The following is a 20,010-nucleotide window of genomic DNA, read 5'->3' on the forward strand; positions in this document are numbered from 1 at the left end:
ATTAGATTGTGCATGAATAGCATCAGAATAGTATAAAACCAAGAAAAAACAACCATATAACCCCAACAATAACCCCTCTTCACAATTATTTTAAGAAAATCAAAATATTTTTCTCAATTTAGAGTTATAATGGCAATCATGTCAGATAATTTCAGTTGTCAGACCCTGATTGTGTTTTACATATTACATACCTTTTCATTTTCCATAAAAGCTATTATTTCATGAAAAATCAGGAAAATGATTAAAACACCAATAAACCCATGTCTTTCCTCGACCGTTTAAAAAAATGGTTCAGTTCTGAAAAACCATCAGATACTCCTAACGAGGCCCCTGCAATAGCCAGCGAGCCTGCAAATGAAGCTATTGCCCTTACGCCTTCTGTTGAAGTACAAACCCAGCCTGCCGAAACCACCATTACGCCTTTTTGGCTTGAGAATGAAGATGCCCTCAGAGACGAAGGTGTTATTTTTGGTTTGTCAGAAACAAAAGCCGAAGAAAAAATTGCCGCTATCAGAAATTATTTTTCTCATAAAACAGCCGAGCTAGAAAAAAACGTTGGATACCTGACAGAAAAAATCATTGAGTTAAACCTCTTTATCGGAGAAAAAGAAAACCGCATTAACGAGCTTAAAGAAAAAGGCAATATACTCGAAAACCGCGAAGCGGCCATTCATCATTTACCGCGTACTATTATTGGTTTTCTGTTATCGTCGGCCATGTGTGTGGGTAATTACTTTCTGATTGATGAATCTATTCAGGCCAATTTCCCGCAGAATCATTTTTTCATTGCATTAGGTATTTTGTTGGCCGGAATGTTTAACCTGTTTAACCCGAAATCGTTGTTTCATGAAAAAGATACGCCTATTTCATGGAAAAACGTACTTGAAGAAGTAGGAATGCCGCTAGCGGCCTCGGTTTTTGTTTTTGTACAGGCACTCGAACATCAGTCGGCTGTACGTGCATTAGCTTTGTTGTTCTTTATCTTCTTCCTGTTTTTATTTGCAGGTAAGCTACTACTTAGTAACCTGACCGTGCTTAAAAATGATTTAGGTTTATGGATGGCTAACCGAAGGCTGGAAAGAGACAAAGTAAACAAAGCCGACGAGTGGGAAGAAGAAGTTACCCAACTGAAAAATGAAATTGACGAGCAACGTGTACAGAAATGGAAAATAATTGAAGAACTGAAAACGCCTGAAGCTGAACTGAAACGCCTTAATGAAAAACGCGACATGATGATTAAACTCTTTGAAAGTGAGTTTAATCTGGCCAGAAGTTACCGCGAAAAACTCACTAATAAGCAAATCAAGCAAATTTTAGAATAATATTGTTCAACACCTGAAAGCTAATTTAGCATAAGACTAATGGAAAAAGAAAACGAAAATTATTATAATGCCGATTTTCAGCACGGTTACATCTCAGGGGTTGAAAATGTAGATAACGCTACGTACGAGAGTTATCTTTCAAGCCATGTGAGCTATGAATGGTTACAGGAACGTATTAATGAAAAACGTCAGGAGGTTGCCGAAATAGATGAAGCCATTAAGCATAGCAAAGAAAACCGTAAAACGGCTTATGACAAATTGCAGGAATACGTATCAGGCGTAAACACGCAAACCCAACACATAGGGTATATTCAGAAATCGATTGATGAAAATACAAACCGGATTAATTTTCTGGACGAAAAACGAAAAAAGTCTGCCTCTCCGTACTCTTTGTTTGCAGGTATTTTGTATTTGCTGGCGGGTATTGCTTTTGTATCCGGCGATTTGATTATCTCTCATGAGATTGTTGCTTATGCCCTCAATATCCGTAATACGTTTGAAGCATGGGCTTTTGCCATAGGCTTGGCCATGTTATCTATTTTATTGAAACCTGCCTATGAACGTCTGGTTGAACAACCTTACCTGACCGACTACAACCCTAAAACCAAAAAGGTTTATGGCATTTTTCAAGGGTTTTTATTGGTGTTTTCGATTGGTACTATGTTTATTCTGGGTTGGTTTCGTTATGAAGCCTATAAAACCGATAAACTAAAGGAAAGCATTAACAAGCAAATAAAGTCAATGCAGGTTAATAGCACACCGCTTGACCCTACTTCGGTACAAGCTACCGACAATCAGGCACTTATCCAGAAAATGGATGAGCAACTAAAGGCTTATGATAAACTGAACGTAGACCTCGTAAATAGCCCGTGGGCTTTGATGTCGTTCGTACTAAGTGGCATTCTGTTTGCTATTGCCGGAGCCATCTGTTTAGGTATTGCACTGCCTGTGATGCAGTCGTACTGGTACCGATGGTTACAGTCGGGGCCTGCCATCAGAAGGTTACGCAAGAAAAACGTAAAACTGACGGAAGAACTAAAAACAGGTGAAAAGGCATTGGCAGAACAGATAGCGCAAAAAAATATTCTGGAAAATGATTTAGCTAGTCTGGACGACGTAGCTGAATTAAAAACAGAAAAGAGTACAATTCTGGCCGAGATTTCCAATATGCTCGAACACGCCAGACAACTAGACCAAGACCGCCGCATTAACTCATTTACTGACGGGGTAGCCAAAGGTAATAAAAACCGTGACGAAATGACTGACGACGAATACGAGGAGTTCCGTACGGCTTCAATCCGCCAGATGCGTAACGCTCAGGATTCTAAATCAGATACTACTCCTAAAGTATATCGTAATAATGGTTTAAGACCTCATCAAGCTCTTCGTAAAGTAATTACCGAACAGTTTAATCAGAGCCAGAATCCTAACTGATTATTGGTTTAAGCATCTCATACAGAAGCAACAGGGAAACACCTGTTGCTTCTTTTTTTATAACAAGAACCGATAAACAGATATTTTCTCTATTTTTGCCGCAAGAACTTACTTTTATCAAAATACATGGACTCAACAGAAATAAAGAAAATCCCTCTGAGTGATTTACACGAAAAAATCGGGGGCAAAATGGTGCCTTTTGCAGGTTTTTTAATGCCTGTTCGTTACTCTTCTGATATTGAAGAACATAACTGTGTGCGTAATGGTGTAGGTGTGTTTGATGTATCTCACATGGGAGAATTTATGTTGACAGGAAAAAAAGCCCTTGACCTGATACAAAGAATATCGGCTAATGATGCCTCTGTATTGTTTGATGGTAAAGTGCAATATAGTTATATGCCTAATAAACAAGGAGGCGTAGTTGATGACCTACTGGTATACAGGCTGACTGACGAGTGGTATTATCTGGTAGTAAATGCCTCAAATATCGAAAAAGACTGGGACTGGATTCAGAGCCACAATACAGAAAATGTGCCTATGAAAAACCTCTCGGACGATACCTGCCTTTTTGCTGTACAAGGGCCTAAAGCTGCCGCAACCTTACAGAAACTAACTGATATTGACTTAGCTTCTATGGATTACTACACCTTCAAATCGGGTAAAGTAGCCGGAATTGAACCCGTTTTAGTATCTGCAACGGGTTATACGGGTGCCGGCGGATTTGAGTTATATGTAGACAACAAAGACGCTGAAAAACTTTGGAATGCTATATTTGAAGCAGGTGCCGAATTTGACATCAAGCCCATTGGTTTAGGGGCAAGAGATACCCTACGTTTAGAAATGGGTTATTGTTTATATGGCAACGATATTACCGATACCACCTCACCTCTTGAAGCAGGGTTAGGTTGGGTAACCAAATTCAATAAAAACTTTATAAACTCGGCTAATCTGCAAGCCCAGAAAGCCAGTGGCTTGAAACGTAAGTTAGTTGGCTTGGAAATGATTGACAAGGGGATTCCGCGTTCGCACTATGAAATCTGTGATGCTGAAGGCAACAAACTCGGCGAAATTACCTCTGGTACTATGTCGCCAACTTTGCAAAAAGGTATTGCCATGGGTTATGTGCCTACCGAGTTTTCAAAAGCCGGAACAGAGGTGTTTATCAAAGTAAGAGATAAACTGTTAAAGGCAGTAGTTACAAAAATGCCTTTTGTAAAGGCTGGTGTATAAATATAAGCAACAGGGGCTTGGCAAAAATACCAAGCCCCTGTTTTTTATCGTTTATCAGTAATTCTTAACTCACAGGCCCGCCATTCCAAACGGCTTTATGTGGTTGTAAGAGTGCCAGACTTCCGTCGCGGTCTTCTGCCATCAGAATCATTCCGTTCGATTCCACGCCCATCATTTTACGTGGAGCCAGATTAGCCAAGAAAGTTACCTGTTTGCCAATCATTTCTTCTGGCGTAAAGTATTTGGCAATACCACTCAGAATCGTTCTTTTTTCAATGCCATCATCTATCAGGAATTTCAGCAATTTATCGCTTTTGGCTACTTTTTCTGCTTCCAGAATTGTTCCGACCCTGATATCCAGCTTCGCAAAATCATCATACTGAATGGTGGCTTTCAAGTCAGGAACAGCCTTTGTTTCGTCTTCTTTCTTTTTGGCTTCTAATTCATTCATTTTTTTTGTATCTAACAACTTCTGTACTTGTTTTTCAACAACGCTATCTTCAATTTTTGTAAACAACAATTCAGTAGGGTTTAACTGATGCCCAGCCGTTAATAAATCTAGCCTGCCTGCCAAATCCCACTTTTGTGGATGTAGGTTCAGCATCTCAAAAATTTTGACAGCCGTAAACGGCAGAAACGGTTCACTTACAATGGCTAAACTTGCGCTTATCTGCAAGGCTATATTCATAATGGTTCCTACCCTTTCAGCGTCTTTCTCTTTCCAAGGCTCGGTATCGGCCAGATACTTGTTTCCTAAACGTGCCAAATCCATTACCAGACTTAAGGCTTCCCTGAATTTGTAGTTAGTAATAGCTTCTGCTATTGTCTTCGGGAAACCACTTAGTGCTTCCAGCACCTTCGTATCAATCTCTTTCAGTTCGCCTTTTGCCGGCACTACCCCATGAAAGTTTTTATGTGTGAGTACCAGCGCACGGTTTACAAAGTTTCCGAAAATACCTACCAACTCGCTGTTATTGCGTGTCTGGTAATCTTTCCATGTAAACTCACTGTCTTTGGTTTCAGGCGCATTAGCCGACAACACATAGCGCAGTACATCTTGTTTATCAGGAAATTCCTCCAAATATTCATGTAACCAAACCGCCCAGTTTCTTGAAGTTGAAATTTTATCTCCTTCCAGATTCATAAACTCGTTGGCAGGTACATTATCAGCCAGAATATAGCTTCCTTCGGCCATTAGCATGGCAGGGAAAATAATACAATGAAAAACAATGTTATCTTTCCCAATGAAATGCACCAGCTTAGTATCTTTATTTTTCCAGTAATCTTCCCAGTTCTTACCGTTCTGGTCGGCCCATTCCTTAGTAAAGGTAATATAACCAATAGGTGCATCGAACCACACGTATAGCACTTTGCCATCTGTGTCAGGCAACGGAACTTTAATACCCCAGTCGAGGTCGCGAGTCATGGCGCGTGGTTTCAGGCCCTCTTTCAACCATGATTGACACTGCCCGAAAACGTTAGTTTTCCATTCTTTATGGCTATTAACATATTTCTCGATGTCGGGCTGCATACGGTCAAGAGGCAGGTACCAGTTTTTGGTAGGCTTCATAACAGGCTTTGAACCCGATAGCGTTGAATGCGGATTTTTGAGTTCGGTAGGCGAAAGCGTAGAGCCACAACGCTCGCATTGGTCGCCATAGGCATTGGGGTTTCCGCATACAGGGCATTCTCCGGCAATATATCTATCAGCCAGAAACTGCTGAGCTACTTCATCATAATACTGCTCGCTGGTTTCTTCATCGAAGTATCCTTTGTTATACATCGTTGTGAAGATTTCCTGCGAAAGCTGGTGGTGTGTCTGGTTCGACGTACGTGAATAAATGTCGAACGAGATGCCAAAATCAGCAAACGATTTTTTGATTTGCTCGTAGTAAAAATCTACTACCTGTTGGGGCGTTTTACCTTCTTTTCGTGCTTTAACAGTAATAGGCACGCCGTGTTCGTCGGTTCCGCTGATAAAAGCGACATCGGCACCGGTAGAACGAAGATAACGCACATAAATATCAGCAGGAATGTAACAACCAGCCAAATGCCCGATATGAATAGGGCCGTTGGCGTAAATCAAAGCTGCTGTGACGGTGTATTTTTGCATAGGAAATAATTCTTGCGTGATTTTAGTAATATAAACAACAAGAGAAACCCTCGTTTTGATTACTAAAAATCACTCATTTTAAAAATAAGTTCGCAAAGTTACAGTATTAAATGATTTTTGAGTGGAGGAAAAACAAAAAATCCCTCCAACATTTTAAGTAGAGAGATTTTTATAAAATTAATTGGGAGTGTAAACTGAACTGTGTCAAGGATTTTACTACTCACTTGGGATTGGCTCCGAGTGAGTTTTTTCAAAATTATGAAATTTCATTTTATCTCCAAAAATGATGTATAACTGCGATAAAGTGACACCACAATTTCGGACAGGCATAGTCTAGGCGACCCCATCCACTTTTGAGAGATTTTCTGTACGACTAGGTAAATTAGCTTCAACAGGGCGATATCTGATGTAAAAGAGCCTTTAGTCTTTGTAACTTTTCTAACCTGACGATGGAATCCCTCTATAGGATTTGTCGCAGCCGCCAGTAAACTGTTTGCCAAGGTGGAAAACAATCCGGTAAATCTCGCCAACTATTGCCATTCTTACACAAGTAAAGTATCCCTTCCAAGATTCTTTGAAGTTCCCACTTAGGTTTCCTTTGGTTTTGTAAATAATGGGATATATATTACCATTCGGTAGGGCTCAGGTCTGCGGCCGCCGCGCGGTTGTATATTTTTTCTTCACAAATCAAATTTACAACTTCTTTTGTTCTACCTTTTTTTATTCATTTAACTCAAACAGTTTCTAAATAAATGATACTATTTTTTGGAATCGATTTTATTAATGGTGAAATAAAATACACTCTAGTTACGCAATTTGAAAATTATAGAAGAATTATACTAAGATTTTCAGATTTGCTTAGCATAAATATTTTCAAAGAATCTTTTTTGAATAAAAGTATTGAAACAGAAGAAGTTTCATTGGATGACATTGATTTTACAGCGAAGCGAATTATTATCGAAAATCCAGACATTATTAATCATAGATTTTTTTTCTGCCTTATTAAAAGTTTAAAAATTGAAAGCAAAATAGAAGAAGCTACATCGGAACTTTTTAGACTTACGCAGATTTATTCACATTTATTAGATATTAAGAACCCTGAAAAAGAGATAGAATTAATATCATATGAGATACCAGTTTTTAAGGATAGAGGAGTATATATGCCATGCAAACTGATTATCACATTTAATGTAGCGGATTATACAATCACAACTCGTGAAGGAAAATTTTATTTACGTAATGAGCTTTTATCAGTGGATGGTACTTTACACGGGAATTATTTAACATCAAATTTAATGTTTTCCTTAGAATGTACAATTAAAAGCATAGAGAATGTCATTGCCAATGAGGGTTTGTTTCAATTACTTGTACAGGATCAGACCATTTATGAGTCTTATTTTGAAGTAAATAAGAATTTTGCAACTTTATTTGGATTTAATGACGCAGATGGTTTTGATCCTTCTGTGCCTCATGCGCTTGCAAAAATTACCACTGAAGATTTACTTACCATTTTTAAGAATTATCAAGTTCTAGCGAAATTTTCATTGGAATTACGTCCTAGGTTATTATAGAAATTGCGGGAATATTGTTCGAGATTTTTAATAAACGAAATAATGGAGTAATAGAGTGGATTCATGGGGTATTTTATGATGGAATTAGAAAATCTCAATAATTATGAAACAAAAATTTGCAAAATTTTATAATTCTGTTAAGAACTTTGTAATTGACACTAATCTTTCCAAACCAGATGAAGTTGTTGGTGCAGAAGTTAAGACTATTGAAAACTTAGAGACTGAATTAGGTATTAAACTACCTGACTTCTTATTCTCTTTTTTTGAATGTTTTGGAGAAGAGATAATTGTAAAAGGTGTTGATCAGTCGCTAAACTTTGCTATTAAGGATTTTAAATATGCAAATTCGAAGGCCACAGAAGAAAATATTATAAGCATATTAAGCGACAGTGAAGGTCTGAAAGATTATTATGGAGATGGTTCAATATGGCATGTCTCTGATATGATGAATTTGGATAATGTTTTAATCCTTAATTACAGTTCTCTAGGAAGGAGATATAGTTTTATAGATAGCACCATTGAGAACCCTAACTTGCTATTTATTTATCAAAAGAAATATTTTGAAAGAGCAGAAATAGATTTTATAGGTGGTAATGTGAGCTTTACAAACTATATAAGAACTGTGTTATTCGATTTAGTAAAGGAGGAGTTTCGTAAAATAAATGAGGGTAAAGATGTCGCTGATGGTAATTCTTTACAGAATTATGAAAGCGTCTTATCAATTAATAAACTTAAATGGGCAGAATATTATAGCCATTTTCCAAAAAATAAAGATTTATTTTTTTATGCAGGAAAAGAATTTCGGCAGCTTAGAGGAGAGTTCTATCTATTAGCATCTAAGAAAGAAACTGAAAATGACACAATCTTAACTATCGATGAATTTGAATTGTCATTTATAGATTTTTTAAAAGAAAGAAATTTTAATACTTCAGAGTGATGCTTATAGTTACTCTTAAACATGAAGAAATAATTAAACCTAATAATGGAGCATTACAGGCATGGCAACATTTATATAACTCTTTTCCAATAACAAATCAATTTCGAACCAACCCCTACAAGCTTTTAATAACTCAAAAACTTATAGGTGAGCTTAATAACCCAACTCCGCCCACAGGACTTTTTGAACCTGCTTTTACGGTTTTTGATGCTGGCTTAATAGAGTTAGAGAAAGCATTAGCAAAAGGAAACTATAGAATTTCAAATTATTTAGACGATTTTGGCTCTGCTAATGCACGTGAAATGCTAATTTTTGAACAGGAACTTACAGCTCCTACTAGACTAAATCTTTTAAACACATGGGCAAAAATTAGAGCAAATAATTATTTAGATGCAGCAGAAAAAATCTTAGCTCAACGCAGTCCGGAATACTTACAAATATTAGCAAGAACCACAGAAAACACTCCATTGATTAGCGGTGAGTATTTAGGTTATCATATATTTAGAGGGAAATATGTTATGAACAAGGCTAGAGATAGAGTAACTGGATTGATGGGCGGACACTCTTGGCTTGCCGTTACAGAACCAGGTGAAATTACACCTTTATCTACTATGGTAAACAAAGAAGGAAGTCCAATATATAATCTTCCTGCTCCAACTGCATCAATAACTTCGGCTTCGCGCCCCGTTGCAATAGAAAGTGGAAGTAATGCACCATTTCCTAATGGTGTGGTGCAGGTTAAACTTTATATATGGGCAGAGCATATAACCCCTTCAGGAGTAACAGTAGGAGGATGGAAACTAAAAACGGGTAATTTGGGTGAGACAACACTATTCCCTCGTGGATGGACCAAAGAGCAGACATTGCAAGAAATTGCTTATGCAAGATGGAAAATCCCAACCAATGGACTTCACATAGATGGTAATGAATGGCAATCAGTTAGTAGCAATGGAGCAATAAAGATACACATGTATATTGGCCCGCATAGTAGTACACTTCCAGCTTTCAATTTACCATATGGCTCGGCATTCCCCAAATAATAAATTCAATTTAGAACAATAACTAAGATGGAAAATATTTCATTGGAAATTTCAGTTTCTTCTCTCGTAATGAATAAAAGTGAAATAGAAAGAACCGTTAGGTTATTTTATTTTGACAGTAGAATCCCGAATTCAAGTTATTTGATAGGATGTAAATATAAATATATTCTACAAATGGAAATCGAATTAAAAAAAGTAATAGACGGCATAAGCCAATATTACGAATGGGGACATGAGAGATTTTTTGTAGAGTCTTATAAAGATCGGTCCTCTTGCCAAGACCCAATTAATGAACAAGACTTGGGTATATTTCCAACAATTGATCTGTATGAATTGCTTAAAAACTATATATCATTTTTAAAAAGATTTGAAGATATAGAAAAATTAAAAAGATTTATTAAAGAGGCGCTTAAACTAATAACAAATGAAGATTATATTAATAATACTCATTGTACTATTATAGTAGATGATATAAAAATTAATATTTATAAAAATAACAAAGATACTGGCTTGTTGATTGATGATTTTATTAACGAGATTAAAAGTTTTATACCTTATCAGAATTGATATTCAATATTTAATTAGCCTTGTATTCTTAAAATTGATGAATTTGTTGGGCTTGCAAGTATATTCCTTATTATTAGGAAAGTTCAATTTTGACACTATTCTATAAAAAGAAGTTATAGAAATTTTTATTCGATATGCATAAACTACTACTGAATATTATGTTAAAAACACTAGTCAGGTTATTGCTACTTATTACGGTTGTTAGCTCAACTCAGGTAATGGGTCATGAGGGCGATAAGCCAAAGAATGCGGCTAATACCTCCGGCAATGCTGCTGAGAAAAACGAGACTAAAAATGTCGGCCCGACCTCCCAGGCCGAGGCACTTCGTATGCAAAAGGCCATGAATAAGGCGCTCTCAAGCCTTAATCTTGATTTTGCAAACGTAATGCCGGAAGTAATTACCCAACCTCTGGTAGCAGACGAAACAAGTGAAGCCAGAGAGCGGGCCATGACTACCTTTGAGAAGGTAAAATACATGAGCGAGCTAAGTGTGCTCAATACGGTATTGCCTATAGGTATTAAAGAAACCATTTGGTAACACATCAGTAGAAGTAGCCATAGCCTCGCTTAATAGATACCCTAACTACGCCGAGGTTACCATTTACTGTCGGATGCACTTCAAAGATAAAAATGCACCTAATGGCGAACGGGATATTTTCTTTGGTGCACAGAATGTTAAAATCGGTAATGGTACAGTTTTCGGCATCGTGGTGTGGTAATTGCAGGCTGATGAAACCAAAATTCAAAAGACTGTCGAACGAGAACGAAAACACTGCTTTTGTGATTGTAGATGCCGAGAAGTTTCCACAATCAAGAAAATTAGCCAGTGTAAGTAACCTGCCTACCTTTGCCAGCTTTAAAGGCGGGCATCTGGTAAATCAGGTACAAACCAATAAAGAAGAACAATTAAAATCTTTGATAGATGAAATTACCCTTAATTAGACAAATACAGCGAACCGCTTCTGTTGCCGAGATTGAGGCTGCTATTAAGGTTTTAGAGAATATTTCTGAAACACCATCTTTGAAAGATGAAGAGGTAGATGTAATCGGTGAGTTAATTTCCAACCTTTGTGGAGCTTTGGAAGTTCACCAGATGATTGCCGACGGTATGCCTGAAAAGGATGCCGCCAATACCTTCATGAAAAAAGTATTAGGCTCAATTGATAGAGTTGTCGCTTAAAATCGCAATTGCTTCATCATCAAAAAAGCCCTCAAGTTGTAAGACTGAGGGCTTTCTCATGTAATATTCCTTATTTTGCCATTGCTTCTTCTTTCAAAGCTCTACGCAGAATTTTACCTACGTTGGTTTTTGGCAATTCTGTACGGAACTCTATATGTTTAGGGCATTTATAGCCTGTGAGGTTTTCTTTACAATAGGCTTTTACCTGTTCGGCTGTTAAATTCGGGTCTTTTTTCACAATAAATACCTTTACAGCCTCGGTCGATTTCTCGTCAGGTACACCAATACAGGCTACTTCTAATACACCCGGGCAGGTAGCCACTACATCTTCTACCTCGTTGGGGTAAACGTTAAAGCCCGATACCAGAATCATGTCTTTCTTTCTATCTACAATTTTAAAGTAGCCATCTTTATCCATTACACCAACGTCGCCGGTCTTGAACCACGCTCTGCCGTCGGTATCGGTCAGCATTACTTTAGCGGTTTCGTCGGGGCGGTTATAGTAACCTGCCATTACCTGTGGGCCATTGGCACATATTTCGCCCACTTCGCCTGCTTCGCCCCAAGAGCCATCGTCTTTCAAGATTCTTACTTCGGTGCTTGGCCACGGTATACCAATAGTACCAATGCGGTTTTCACCTACCAGTGGATTTGAGGTTAATACGGGCGATGTTTCCGACAGCCCATAACCTTCGGCGGGCAAATTTCCTGTCATTTCTTTCCAGCGATTCGCCACTACTCCTTGTAGAGCCATACCACCAGCCGAGGTAATTACCAGTTTACTGAAATCGACCTCTTTTATTTGCGGGTGATTCAACAAACCATTATAAAGCGTATTCAGCCCTGTGAAAACGTGCGGAGGGTTTTTCTTTAAATCTTTGATGAAAGCATTCAAATCACGCGGGTTCGTGATAAGCAGGTTCATGGTTCCTGTTTTCAGGGAAGTCAGGGCATTAACCGTTAAGGCATAAATATGATACAAAGGTAAAGCCGCAACTACTATTATCTTATGGTCTTTAATTTTGTTGGTCATCACACTTTGCCACACATAGTTAGCTTCCAGATTAGACACTATATTGCGGTGTGTCAGCATTGCTCCCTTCGATACCCCCGTAGTACCTCCTGTATATTGAATAAAGGCCAAATCGCTGTTCGTTATTTCAGGCTTTGTCCAGTTCATGCTGCTTCCTTTGCTTACGGCACTCATAAACGGCATGGCTTGTGGCAGGTGGTATTCAGGCACCATCTTCTTCACGGTTTTTACCACAAAATTTACCAGTTGTTTCTTCGGGAAGCCCAGCATATCGCCTAGTTGTGTTACAAATACGTGTTCAATACTGGTTTTATCGATAACTTTTTCGAGGTTCGAAGCGAAATTGGCTACAATCACAATAGCCTTAGCCCCTGAGTCTTTGAACTGGTGTTCCATTTCACGAGGGGTATATAACGGATTAGTATTAACAATAATTAGGCCCGCTCTTAATGCACCGAACATAGCAACGGGGTACTGCAAGCAGTTAGGCATCTGAATAACCAGCCGGTCACCTTTTTTCAAGCCTGCATTTTGCAGATATGCAGCAAAATCACGTGTATATTTATCTAATTCGCCGAATGTAATTTCTTTTCCCATGCAGGAATAAGCAGCATTTTGAGCATATTTCTTAAAGCCTTCTTCCATCAGTTCGAGTAACGACGGATAAGCATCAGGGTTGATTTCATGAGGTATCCCTTCTGGATAGAACTTAAACCAGGGATACGGTTGTGTTTTAACAGGCATAACAGAATTATATTTATTAACAGTGAACAGGTGTTGTATTTTTTAATGTAAAAATAAGACGATTTATTGAAAACAAACGAGAAAAAATAAAAAAATATTCGGCAAGCATAATATTTTTCAGTAAGGCAGAAGTATAAATATTGGCATAAACAGGCGAAAGACAACCCGATATAGGCCGATTAATAAAAAACCACTTAACTGATTAATAATAAATCAATTGTATTAGGTATTTGTACAAAAAAACTGTACCTTTGCACTCCTTTTTGCGAGGAAAATTCATTTCTCAAACTAAATTTCGGTTCAATAGCCCGGTGAACCGATGTACAAACGGGCGTATTACAAAATCACTTATGGCACAAGTTGCAGAATTTGACTGGGACAAAGTCTCAAAAAGAGGTATCGGTAGCGGTTATACCGCTTCTGAAAAAGCAGAACTTGAAAAACTTTACAGCGAAACGCTTACAGAAGTTGACGAGAAAGATGTGGTAATGGCTACGGTTGTGGGTATCACTGACCGTGAGGTATTATTAAACATTGGTTTCAAATCAGATGGTCTGGTTTCAATTTCAGAGTTCCGCGATTTGCCTAACCTTAAAGTAGGCGACCAAGTAGAGGTTTTCATCGAAAAACAAGAAGATGCTATGGGCCAATTGGTTATCTCTCGCAAAAAAGCAAGAGTATTAACTGCTTGGAACAACATCGAAAAATCATTTACAGAAGACGCTATCATCGACGCATTTGTTAAACGTCGTACAAAAGGTGGTCTTATTGTAGACATCTACGGAATCGAGGCGTTCTTGCCTGGTTCTCAAATCGACGTTAAACCAATCCGCGATTTCGATATTTTCGTTGGTAAGAAAATGGAGGTTAAAGTTGTGAAAATTAACCATACTAACGATAACGTGGTTGTATCTCACAAAATCCTTATCGAAAAAGACCTTGAAACTCAACGTCAGGTTATTCTTAATAACCTTGAGAAAGGACAAGTATTGGAAGGTGTGGTTAAAAACATTACTAACTTCGGTGTGTTCATCGACCTTGGTGGTGTTGATGGTCTACTTCACATTACTGATATTTCGTGGGGCCGTATCAACCATCCAAACGAATTACTTAAACTTGACCAACGCATTAAAGTGGTTGTTCTTGACTTCGACGAAGACAAAAAACGTATTTCGTTGGGCATGAAACAACTAGAGTCTCATCCTTGGGATTCGTTGGCAGAAGGTCTTTCAGTTGGTTCTAAAGTAAAAGGTAAAATCGTAAACATTGCTGATTACGGTGCATTCCTTGAACTAAAACCAGGTGTTGAAGGTCTTATCCACGTTTCTGAAATGTCATGGTCACAACACTTACGTAACCCATCTGATTTCTTGAAAATCGGTGACGAAATCGAAGCTGTTGTATTGACTCTTGACCGCGAAGAGCGTAAAATGTCTTTAGGTATCAAACAATTAACTGAAGACCCTTGGACTAAACAAGATTTATTGAGCAAATATGGCGTAGGTACTATACACACTGGTACTGTACGTAACATGACTAACTTCGGTATTTTCCTTGAATTAGAAGAAGGTATCGATGGCCTAGTTCACGTATCTGACTTATCTTGGACCAAGAAAATCAAACACCCATCTGATTTCGTGAAAGTTGGTGATTCTCTGGAAGTAGTTGTGCTTGAGCTTGACGTTGAAAACCGTCGTTTAGCCCTTAGCCACAAACACCTTGAAGAAAATCCATGGGATACTTTCGAGCATATCTTCACAGTAGGCTCTGAGCATGAGTGTACAATCATTTCTAAAAATGACAAACAAGCTACGCTTGAATTACCTTACGGTATTGAAGGATATGCCTTGTTGAAACACTTAGCTAAAGCTGATGGAACAGTAGCTGAAACTGGTGAGAAATTACCATTCCAAGTGCTTGAATTCCACAAAGAAGAGAAGAAAATCATGCTTTCTCACTCTAAAACTTGGGAAGCTCCAAAAGAGGACGAGAAAAAAGATGCTAAGAAAAAAGGTGGAAAAGAAGCAGTTGCTTCTTCAAACGAAGAAAAATCAACACTTGGTGACCTTGATGCCCTTGCTGCATTAAAAGAGCAAATGGTAGAAGGTGAGAAAAAGAAACTTTCTAAAAAGAAAGATTCTGCCGAGTAAGATAAAATATCAGTAACAGAAAAGGCTTCTCGTAAGGGAAGCCTTTTCTGTTGGTATAGTGTCACTAAAAATTTTTACCTCTACACTTTGGGCAGTAACAAAACCTTTACCAATGCCCCTATTATCTGCTATTTTGTTCCTACAAACCTCTCAAAAAATTCATAAATTCTCAGGATTCTATCTATCCTCTGACGTACATTACCCGAGCGTGAAAGTTCATGTGTAGCCCCCGGCATACGTACATACTCAACATCTTTACCCAGATATTTCAAGCTCTTGAACATCATTTCTGATTGGATTACACCTGTGCGCAAATCGTTTTCACCATGTTTAATCAGGAAAGGCGTTTTAATCTGGTTCACAAATGTATAGGGCGAATTAGCGTCTATCTTTGTTACTTTTTCATCTTCCCACGGCAAACCGAAGTAGTTAGGTACTAAACGCCACGCGTTGGCCTCGCCCATAAAAGTGGTTAGGTCATATACCCCACGTTGAGCAAACGCTGCTTTAAAACGGTGGTCTTGTGTAATTATCCAAGCTGTTAAATAGCCGGCATAAGACCCTCCGGTTATTACCTGACGAGCCGTATCGGCCCACGCTTCTTTGGCAGCATCACTACAAGCACTCAGGGCATCTTCCTGCGGGCCTTTACCCCAGTCACGATAGTTCGAGAACTGAAACTCCTTGCCATACCCTCCTGAACCTCGCTGGTTCGGATAGACTACGCCATAGCCCTGCGAACAGAAATACTGAAATTCATGCCACATCGAAAATTCGCCCGGCCCCCACATGGCTGTTGGGCCACCGTGCAATTGCAACAATAGCGGATATTTTTTACCAGCTTCCATAAAAGTAGGCTTCATAATCCAGTATTCTACTTTTTCGCCTTTCGAGTTGGTATATACTCTTTTTTCAGGGAAACTCAATTTTCTTTCTTTCAGCCAGCTATCGTTATGTGCGCTAAGTTTTATACCGTTTTTCATGGTCAGGTCAGCCATATATAGCTCCGACGGATTAATCACTTCTGTTTTGGCAAATACCACTTTATCGGCTGTCAGGTCAAAAGGGCTGGCTCCTGTTTCAAAATCGCTCAAACGTTCTACTTTACGTGTTTTAGCATCCATTCTGAATACCGGAATACCACCGTTTGAAGAAGCCGTAAGGTACAGAAATTTGTTATCGGCGGTCCATTTTAAATTACCCGGCACACGGTCGAAGTCTACTAACTGGCGGTTCGAGCCATCGGCGTTAGCAATTACCAGTTGCCCGAACGAAAGCAAATTAGGCGTATTCATCACCATTGCCAGCAGTTTCCCATCAGGTGAAGGCTCTATGCCAGAAAAACTCTTACCATTTTCTGACACAAGTATTTTTCTGTCAGAACCATCAGGCTTCATGCTTATTACGATACTCTCCTGTTCGCGGTCAGGGTGTTGGTCGGTATCTTTTCCACAAACGGCCAGTACCCTTTTGCCATCGGGTGTCCATGTTGCCTGCCCATACGACCAGAATCCGGTTGTTAATGGGGTAGCTTTGGCATTTTCCTTGACATCAATTACAAAAATGTGCGAGAAATTCATTTCAGGTTCCACCGTAGCTTCACCCTGAAAGTTCAGCCGATTTACTACCTTAGCCTTTTTATCTTCTACGTCTTTGTCCAGATAAGCACGTATTTCTTCTATGCTTCCGTCAGGATTAGGTTTAATTTTTTTATCTTTAGTCAGGAATTCATTTTTCGGGAAACCCGGTTTTTCCAAAGACCACACTGGGCCTGCTTTTGAAGGGTTCAGGGTAGAGTCTTTCAATAACTCTCCGAAAGATATACCACCGCTAAACAAAATCTTTGACCCATCGGGCGAAAATGACGGGCTACTAGCCCCATATTTTGAGTTGGTTAACTGCCATGCTTCGCCACCATCTAAGGGCATAATAAAAATCTGGGCTTTCCCTTTTATGGCTCTTACAAAAGCAATGGTTTTACCATCGGGCGAAAAAGTAGCCTGCGAGGCACTCTCGGCACCACGCGTTAAAGCCTTGGGTATGCTACCAGCCTGTAAGTCGACCAGATACAGATGATTCCGGTAATCATATTCCAGATTATTATCGGTATTGGTTTCGATGGTTCTGAGGCCGTAAACGGCTTTCTTGCCATCGGGCGAGGCGGCAATTGAAACAACTTGCTTGATTCTGGTTAAATCTGTTACGAGGATTTTCTGTGAATTGGTTTGGGCAAAAACTAAGTTTGAAATGAAGAGTAACGTCAGGAGTATTCTCATTGTGAATAGTTTGTTTTGAGGTTCAGGTGGTAAAAATACAAAAAGGGGACAAATTAAAAATATAACATTTTTAATGTTGGTCTTTTCCACCATCATTCCAACTTTTTCGTAGACTTAAAAGTCAAAAAGGTATATTTAAAAGCCAAGAAAGAGCCTTTTCTGGGCATTGGTTTAAATGGCAAATATCTGATAAGGCTTCTGGCAATAGTATAAATTTATACCAACAAAAAACCGCAAGCTCTTTTCAGAACTTGCGGTTTTGTATGTAAACACCTCTGATTGATTAGAATCTGAAGTGCGAGAACGCTTTGTTAGCTTCTGCCATACGGTGCGTATCATCTTTTTTCTTCACTGCTGCACCTTCACCTTTTGAAGCCGCAATGATTTCACCAGCCAAACGCTCTGTCATGGTTTTTTCGCCACGTTTACGTGAGTAGCTAATTAACCATTTCATTCCTAAAGATTGTTTACGCTCCGAACGTACTTCGGTTGGTACCTGAAAAGTAGCACCACCTACACGACGGCTTTTTACCTCTACTGAAGGAGAAACGTTGCTAAGAGCTTTTTTCCATAGCTCCAGACCGTTTTCTTTTGTACGTTTTTCTACTAGTTCTAATGCACCGTAGAAAATACTATAGGCAATACTTTTCTTGCCATCGTACATTAAGTTATTTACAAATTTTGTTACAACTACATCTCTGAACTTAGGGTCAGGTAATACGTAACGTTTTTTTGGTTTTGCCTTTCTCATTGTTTTTTAATAAGGTTTCGTTTTGACAACTAATTCACCTCACAGCCGTGAGATTACTACCCCGTAACTAAACGATTTTCCGTAGTGACGGTACTAAACATGAATGCGATTACTTTTTCTTGCCGCCTTTTTGTGGAGCTGCAACCTGACCTGGTTTAGGACGTTTCGCACCATATTTCGAACGACTTTGTTTACGATTGTTCACACCCGATGTATCAAGGGCTCCACGAACAATGTGGTAACGTACACCTGGAAGGTCTTTTACACGACCACCACGAATCAATACGATTGAGTGTTCTTGTAGGTTGTGGCCTTCACCCGGAATGTAGGCATTTACTTCTTTTAGGTTACTCAAGCGAACACGGGCTACTTTACGAAGTGCCGAGTTTGGTTTCTTTGGAGTCGTAGTATACACGCGAGTACACACGCCACGACGTTGTGGGCATGAGTCCAACGCTGGAGACTTCGATTTCCAAGTCATTTGCTCTCTACCGTTTCTTACTAACTGTTGTATAGTAGGCATTTTGTTTTGAAAATTATTTTTCGTTTAGTTACTAAATTCCTAAATAGGGCTGCAAAGGTACGGAGTATTTTTGAAAATCGAAAACAGTTTTCAAATATTTTTGACAAAAACACCCCTTTTTTATCAATAATCACTATCAAAACCCCGCTTGGAGTAGATATTCTTCAACTATATTTCCTCATCAAAGGATATTATTCAAATTTATGTAAATTGCATACCAGATATTCAATCCTTCAATACTTATAAACTTTCATTACTGATTATGGCAAAGTCCATATTATCCACTTTCCTTTTGGTTTTATTTACCTGTGTTACAATAAATAAAACCTTCGCCCAGTCGAAAAAAGCCCCTCTGGTGGTTTTTGTTACCGGCGACCACGAGTACAGTGGCGAGCATACGCTTCCGCTTATTGCCGCTGAATTAGAAAAAAATTACGGTTTTCGTACCAAAGTGTTAAAGGCGTATCCTGACCAGAACGGCGAAAAGGATATTCCGGGCCTAGAGGTATTGAAAGAAGCTGATTTGGCGGTTTTCTACCTTCGCTGGCGACAACTCCCTAAAGAACAACTCGATTACATTGAGGCTTACCTTAAATCGGGAAAGCCTGTTATGGGTTTTCGTACCACCACCCATGCGTTTAATTACCCTAAAGGTAGCGAACTTGAAAAATGGAATGCCTTCGGAGAATTTGCACTGAATGCCCCTCCGGGTTGGGGCGGAAAAGCAGCGCATACACATTATGGCCACGAAAGCAGCACCGATGTGAGTATCATTCCGGCAGCAGCCAAGCATCCGATTCTGATAGGTGTAGCGGCTAATTTCCACACCCGTTCATGGCTTTACAGGGTATTGCCCGACTACCCCACTAAAGGGTCCGAATGGTTATTAATGGGAAAATCGGTTAATCCTGATAAAGCCGCTATCGAAAATCCGGTAGCTTGGACTGGCACAAACTCTTTCGGAGGTAAAGTATTCATGACAACCCTCGGCCACCCCGAAGATTTTCAGGTAGAAGCCTTTCAAAGGCTGGTTATTAATGCCATTCACTGGGAACTAGGCAAGAAAGTACCTAAAACATGGAAAGGCAAAATTGATATTAATGTGCCATACAGAGGTATGACTAAGTAATTCTGGCGT

Annotated in this window: 18 protein-coding genes and 1 pseudogene; 12 read left to right on the plus strand and 7 right to left on the minus strand. The window is 39.1% G+C overall.

From position 1 onward, the window contains the following. Nucleotides 1-260 precede the first annotated feature (260 nt). The 3 genes from WAA15_RS06150 (at nucleotide 261) to gcvT (ending at nucleotide 3,986) form a co-directional block, all read left to right on the plus strand. On the plus strand, nucleotides 261-1,322 hold the full coding sequence (locus WAA15_RS06150) for a hypothetical protein (protein WP_337041750.1): 1,062 nt from the start codon (nucleotides 261-263) through the stop codon (nucleotides 1,320-1,322). A gap of 39 nt (nucleotides 1,323-1,361) precedes the next feature. After that, entirely contained in the window at nucleotides 1,362-2,756 is a 1,395-nt protein-coding gene (locus WAA15_RS06155) for a hypothetical protein (protein WP_337041752.1), read from the plus strand. Between the two features lie 126 nt (nucleotides 2,757-2,882). Then, nucleotides 2,883-3,986 (plus strand): glycine cleavage system aminomethyltransferase GcvT, encoded by a 1,104-nt coding sequence (gene gcvT / locus WAA15_RS06160; RefSeq protein ID WP_337041753.1) that lies wholly within the window; start codon nucleotides 2,883-2,885, stop codon nucleotides 3,984-3,986. 64 nt (nucleotides 3,987-4,050) lie between these two features. Here gcvT and metG read toward each other — a convergent pair whose 3' ends face one another. The 3 genes and pseudogenes from metG to WAA15_RS06170 all read right to left on the minus strand — a co-directional run bounded on the left by metG (nucleotide 4,051) and on the right by WAA15_RS06170 (nucleotide 6,667). Then, complete coding sequence (metG, locus tag WAA15_RS06165) at nucleotides 4,051-6,099, minus strand: methionine--tRNA ligase (protein WP_337041754.1); 2,049 nt, start codon at nucleotides 6,097-6,099, stop codon at nucleotides 4,051-4,053. Between the two features lie 216 nt (nucleotides 6,100-6,315). Then, a pseudogene (locus WAA15_RS24560) lies at nucleotides 6,316-6,572 on the minus strand (hypothetical protein); the annotation flags it as partial. Further along, nucleotides 6,560-6,667, minus strand: a complete 108-nt coding sequence (locus WAA15_RS06170; protein ID WP_442892762.1) for a transposase — start codon at nucleotides 6,665-6,667, stop codon at nucleotides 6,560-6,562. The gene WAA15_RS06170 and the pseudogene WAA15_RS24560, both read right to left, overlap by 13 nt. 184 nt (nucleotides 6,668-6,851) lie before the next feature. Here WAA15_RS06170 and WAA15_RS06175 point away from each other — a divergent pair, with 184 nt between their 5' ends. The 7 genes from WAA15_RS06175 to WAA15_RS06205 all read left to right on the plus strand — a co-directional run bounded on the left by WAA15_RS06175 (nucleotide 6,852) and on the right by WAA15_RS06205 (nucleotide 11,395). Beyond that, nucleotides 6,852-7,670 (plus strand): hypothetical protein, encoded by an 819-nt coding sequence (locus WAA15_RS06175; protein ID WP_337041756.1) that lies wholly within the window; start codon nucleotides 6,852-6,854, stop codon nucleotides 7,668-7,670. 103 nt (nucleotides 7,671-7,773) lie between these two features. After that, nucleotides 7,774-8,607 carry a hypothetical protein gene (locus WAA15_RS06180; protein ID WP_337041757.1) on the plus strand — a complete coding sequence of 278 codons (834 nt, stop codon included), beginning with the start codon at nucleotides 7,774-7,776 and terminating at the stop codon, nucleotides 8,605-8,607. Beyond that, on the plus strand, nucleotides 8,607-9,647 hold the full coding sequence (locus WAA15_RS06185; RefSeq protein WP_337041758.1) for a hypothetical protein: 1,041 nt from the start codon (nucleotides 8,607-8,609) through the stop codon (nucleotides 9,645-9,647). The genes WAA15_RS06180 and WAA15_RS06185 overlap by 1 nt, the downstream gene beginning before the upstream one ends. A gap of 174 nt (nucleotides 9,648-9,821) precedes the next feature. Continuing rightward, nucleotides 9,822-10,214: a hypothetical protein gene (locus tag WAA15_RS06190; protein WP_337041759.1), complete on the plus strand. Its 393-nt coding sequence runs from the start codon at nucleotides 9,822-9,824 to the stop codon at nucleotides 10,212-10,214. Between the two features lie 158 nt (nucleotides 10,215-10,372). Further along, nucleotides 10,373-10,753, plus strand: coding sequence for a hypothetical protein (locus tag WAA15_RS06195; RefSeq protein ID WP_337041761.1), 381 nt, complete (start codon nucleotides 10,373-10,375; stop codon nucleotides 10,751-10,753). A gap of 134 nt (nucleotides 10,754-10,887) precedes the next feature. Beyond that, nucleotides 10,888-11,157, plus strand: a complete 270-nt coding sequence (locus WAA15_RS06200; protein ID WP_337041762.1) for a thioredoxin family protein — start codon at nucleotides 10,888-10,890, stop codon at nucleotides 11,155-11,157. Beyond that, on the plus strand, nucleotides 11,138-11,395 hold the full coding sequence (locus WAA15_RS06205; RefSeq protein ID WP_337041763.1) for a DUF6952 family protein: 258 nt from the start codon (nucleotides 11,138-11,140) through the stop codon (nucleotides 11,393-11,395). Before WAA15_RS06200 ends, WAA15_RS06205 begins: the two co-directional genes overlap by 20 nt. Before the next feature lie 70 nt (nucleotides 11,396-11,465). On the opposite strand, the gene WAA15_RS06210 is transcribed toward WAA15_RS06205, so the two are convergent. Beyond that, nucleotides 11,466-13,172, minus strand: coding sequence for an AMP-binding protein (locus WAA15_RS06210; protein ID WP_337041765.1), 1,707 nt, complete (start codon nucleotides 13,170-13,172; stop codon nucleotides 11,466-11,468). Nucleotides 13,173-13,522: 350 nt separating this feature from the next. Here WAA15_RS06210 and rpsA point away from each other — a divergent pair, with 350 nt between their 5' ends. Then, nucleotides 13,523-15,322, plus strand: a complete 1,800-nt coding sequence (gene rpsA, locus WAA15_RS06215) for a 30S ribosomal protein S1 (RefSeq protein ID WP_337041767.1) — start codon at nucleotides 13,523-13,525, stop codon at nucleotides 15,320-15,322. 128 nt (nucleotides 15,323-15,450) lie between these two features. Here the strand turns inward: rpsA and WAA15_RS06220 are convergent, their stop codons facing one another. From WAA15_RS06220 to rpsL, 3 genes are all read right to left on the minus strand, one after another. Further along, nucleotides 15,451-17,598, minus strand: a complete 2,148-nt coding sequence (locus tag WAA15_RS06220) for a S9 family peptidase (protein ID WP_337041769.1) — start codon at nucleotides 17,596-17,598, stop codon at nucleotides 15,451-15,453. A 283-nt stretch (nucleotides 17,599-17,881) separates the two neighbouring features. Then, on the minus strand, nucleotides 17,882-18,349 hold the full coding sequence (gene rpsG, locus WAA15_RS06225; RefSeq protein ID WP_337041771.1) for a 30S ribosomal protein S7: 468 nt from the start codon (nucleotides 18,347-18,349) through the stop codon (nucleotides 17,882-17,884). Nucleotides 18,350-18,458: 109 nt separating this feature from the next. After that, entirely contained in the window at nucleotides 18,459-18,872 is a 414-nt protein-coding gene (rpsL, locus tag WAA15_RS06230) for a 30S ribosomal protein S12 (RefSeq protein WP_337041772.1), read from the minus strand. A 262-nt stretch (nucleotides 18,873-19,134) separates the two neighbouring features. Here rpsL and WAA15_RS06235 point away from each other — a divergent pair, with 262 nt between their 5' ends. After that, entirely contained in the window at nucleotides 19,135-20,001 is an 867-nt protein-coding gene (locus tag WAA15_RS06235; protein WP_337041773.1) for a ThuA domain-containing protein, read from the plus strand. The last annotated feature ends 9 nt before the right edge of the window (nucleotides 20,002-20,010 follow it).

The sequence above is a fragment of the Emticicia sp. 17c genome (genome assembly GCF_037153985.1).
In the GTDB taxonomy this organism is placed as follows: Bacteria; Bacteroidota; Bacteroidia; order Cytophagales; family Spirosomataceae; genus Emticicia.

What these genes read in the sequence shown, in the direction of transcription:
- WAA15_RS06150 (WP_337041750.1), top strand. Translation starts at nt 261, where the DNA reads ATGTCTTTCCTCGACCGTTTAAAAAAATGGTTCAGTTCTGAAAAACCA.
- WAA15_RS06155 (WP_337041752.1), top strand. Translation starts at nt 1,362, where the DNA reads ATGGAAAAAGAAAACGAAAATTATTATAATGCCGATTTTCAGCACGGT.
- gcvT (WP_337041753.1), top strand. Translation starts at nt 2,883, where the DNA reads ATGGACTCAACAGAAATAAAGAAAATCCCTCTGAGTGATTTACACGAA.
- metG (WP_337041754.1), bottom strand. Translation starts at nt 6,099, where the DNA reads ATGCAAAAATACACCGTCACAGCAGCTTTGATTTACGCCAACGGCCCT.
- WAA15_RS06175 (WP_337041756.1), top strand. Translation starts at nt 6,852, where the DNA reads ATGATACTATTTTTTGGAATCGATTTTATTAATGGTGAAATAAAATAC.
- WAA15_RS06180 (WP_337041757.1), top strand. Translation starts at nt 7,774, where the DNA reads ATGAAACAAAAATTTGCAAAATTTTATAATTCTGTTAAGAACTTTGTA.
- WAA15_RS06185 (WP_337041758.1), top strand. Translation starts at nt 8,607, where the DNA reads ATGCTTATAGTTACTCTTAAACATGAAGAAATAATTAAACCTAATAAT.
- WAA15_RS06190 (WP_337041759.1), top strand. Translation starts at nt 9,822, where the DNA reads ATGGAAATCGAATTAAAAAAAGTAATAGACGGCATAAGCCAATATTAC.
- WAA15_RS06195 (WP_337041761.1), top strand. Translation starts at nt 10,373, where the DNA reads ATGTTAAAAACACTAGTCAGGTTATTGCTACTTATTACGGTTGTTAGC.
- WAA15_RS06200 (WP_337041762.1), top strand. Translation starts at nt 10,888, where the DNA reads ATGTTAAAATCGGTAATGGTACAGTTTTCGGCATCGTGGTGTGGTAAT.
- WAA15_RS06205 (WP_337041763.1), top strand. Translation starts at nt 11,138, where the DNA reads ATGAAATTACCCTTAATTAGACAAATACAGCGAACCGCTTCTGTTGCC.
- WAA15_RS06210 (WP_337041765.1), bottom strand. Translation starts at nt 13,172, where the DNA reads ATGCCTGTTAAAACACAACCGTATCCCTGGTTTAAGTTCTATCCAGAA.
- rpsA (WP_337041767.1), top strand. Translation starts at nt 13,523, where the DNA reads ATGGCACAAGTTGCAGAATTTGACTGGGACAAAGTCTCAAAAAGAGGT.
- WAA15_RS06220 (WP_337041769.1), bottom strand. Translation starts at nt 17,598, where the DNA reads ATGAGAATACTCCTGACGTTACTCTTCATTTCAAACTTAGTTTTTGCC.
- rpsG (WP_337041771.1), bottom strand. Translation starts at nt 18,349, where the DNA reads ATGAGAAAGGCAAAACCAAAAAAACGTTACGTATTACCTGACCCTAAG.
- rpsL (WP_337041772.1), bottom strand. Translation starts at nt 18,872, where the DNA reads ATGCCTACTATACAACAGTTAGTAAGAAACGGTAGAGAGCAAATGACT.
- WAA15_RS06235 (WP_337041773.1), top strand. Translation starts at nt 19,135, where the DNA reads ATGGCAAAGTCCATATTATCCACTTTCCTTTTGGTTTTATTTACCTGT.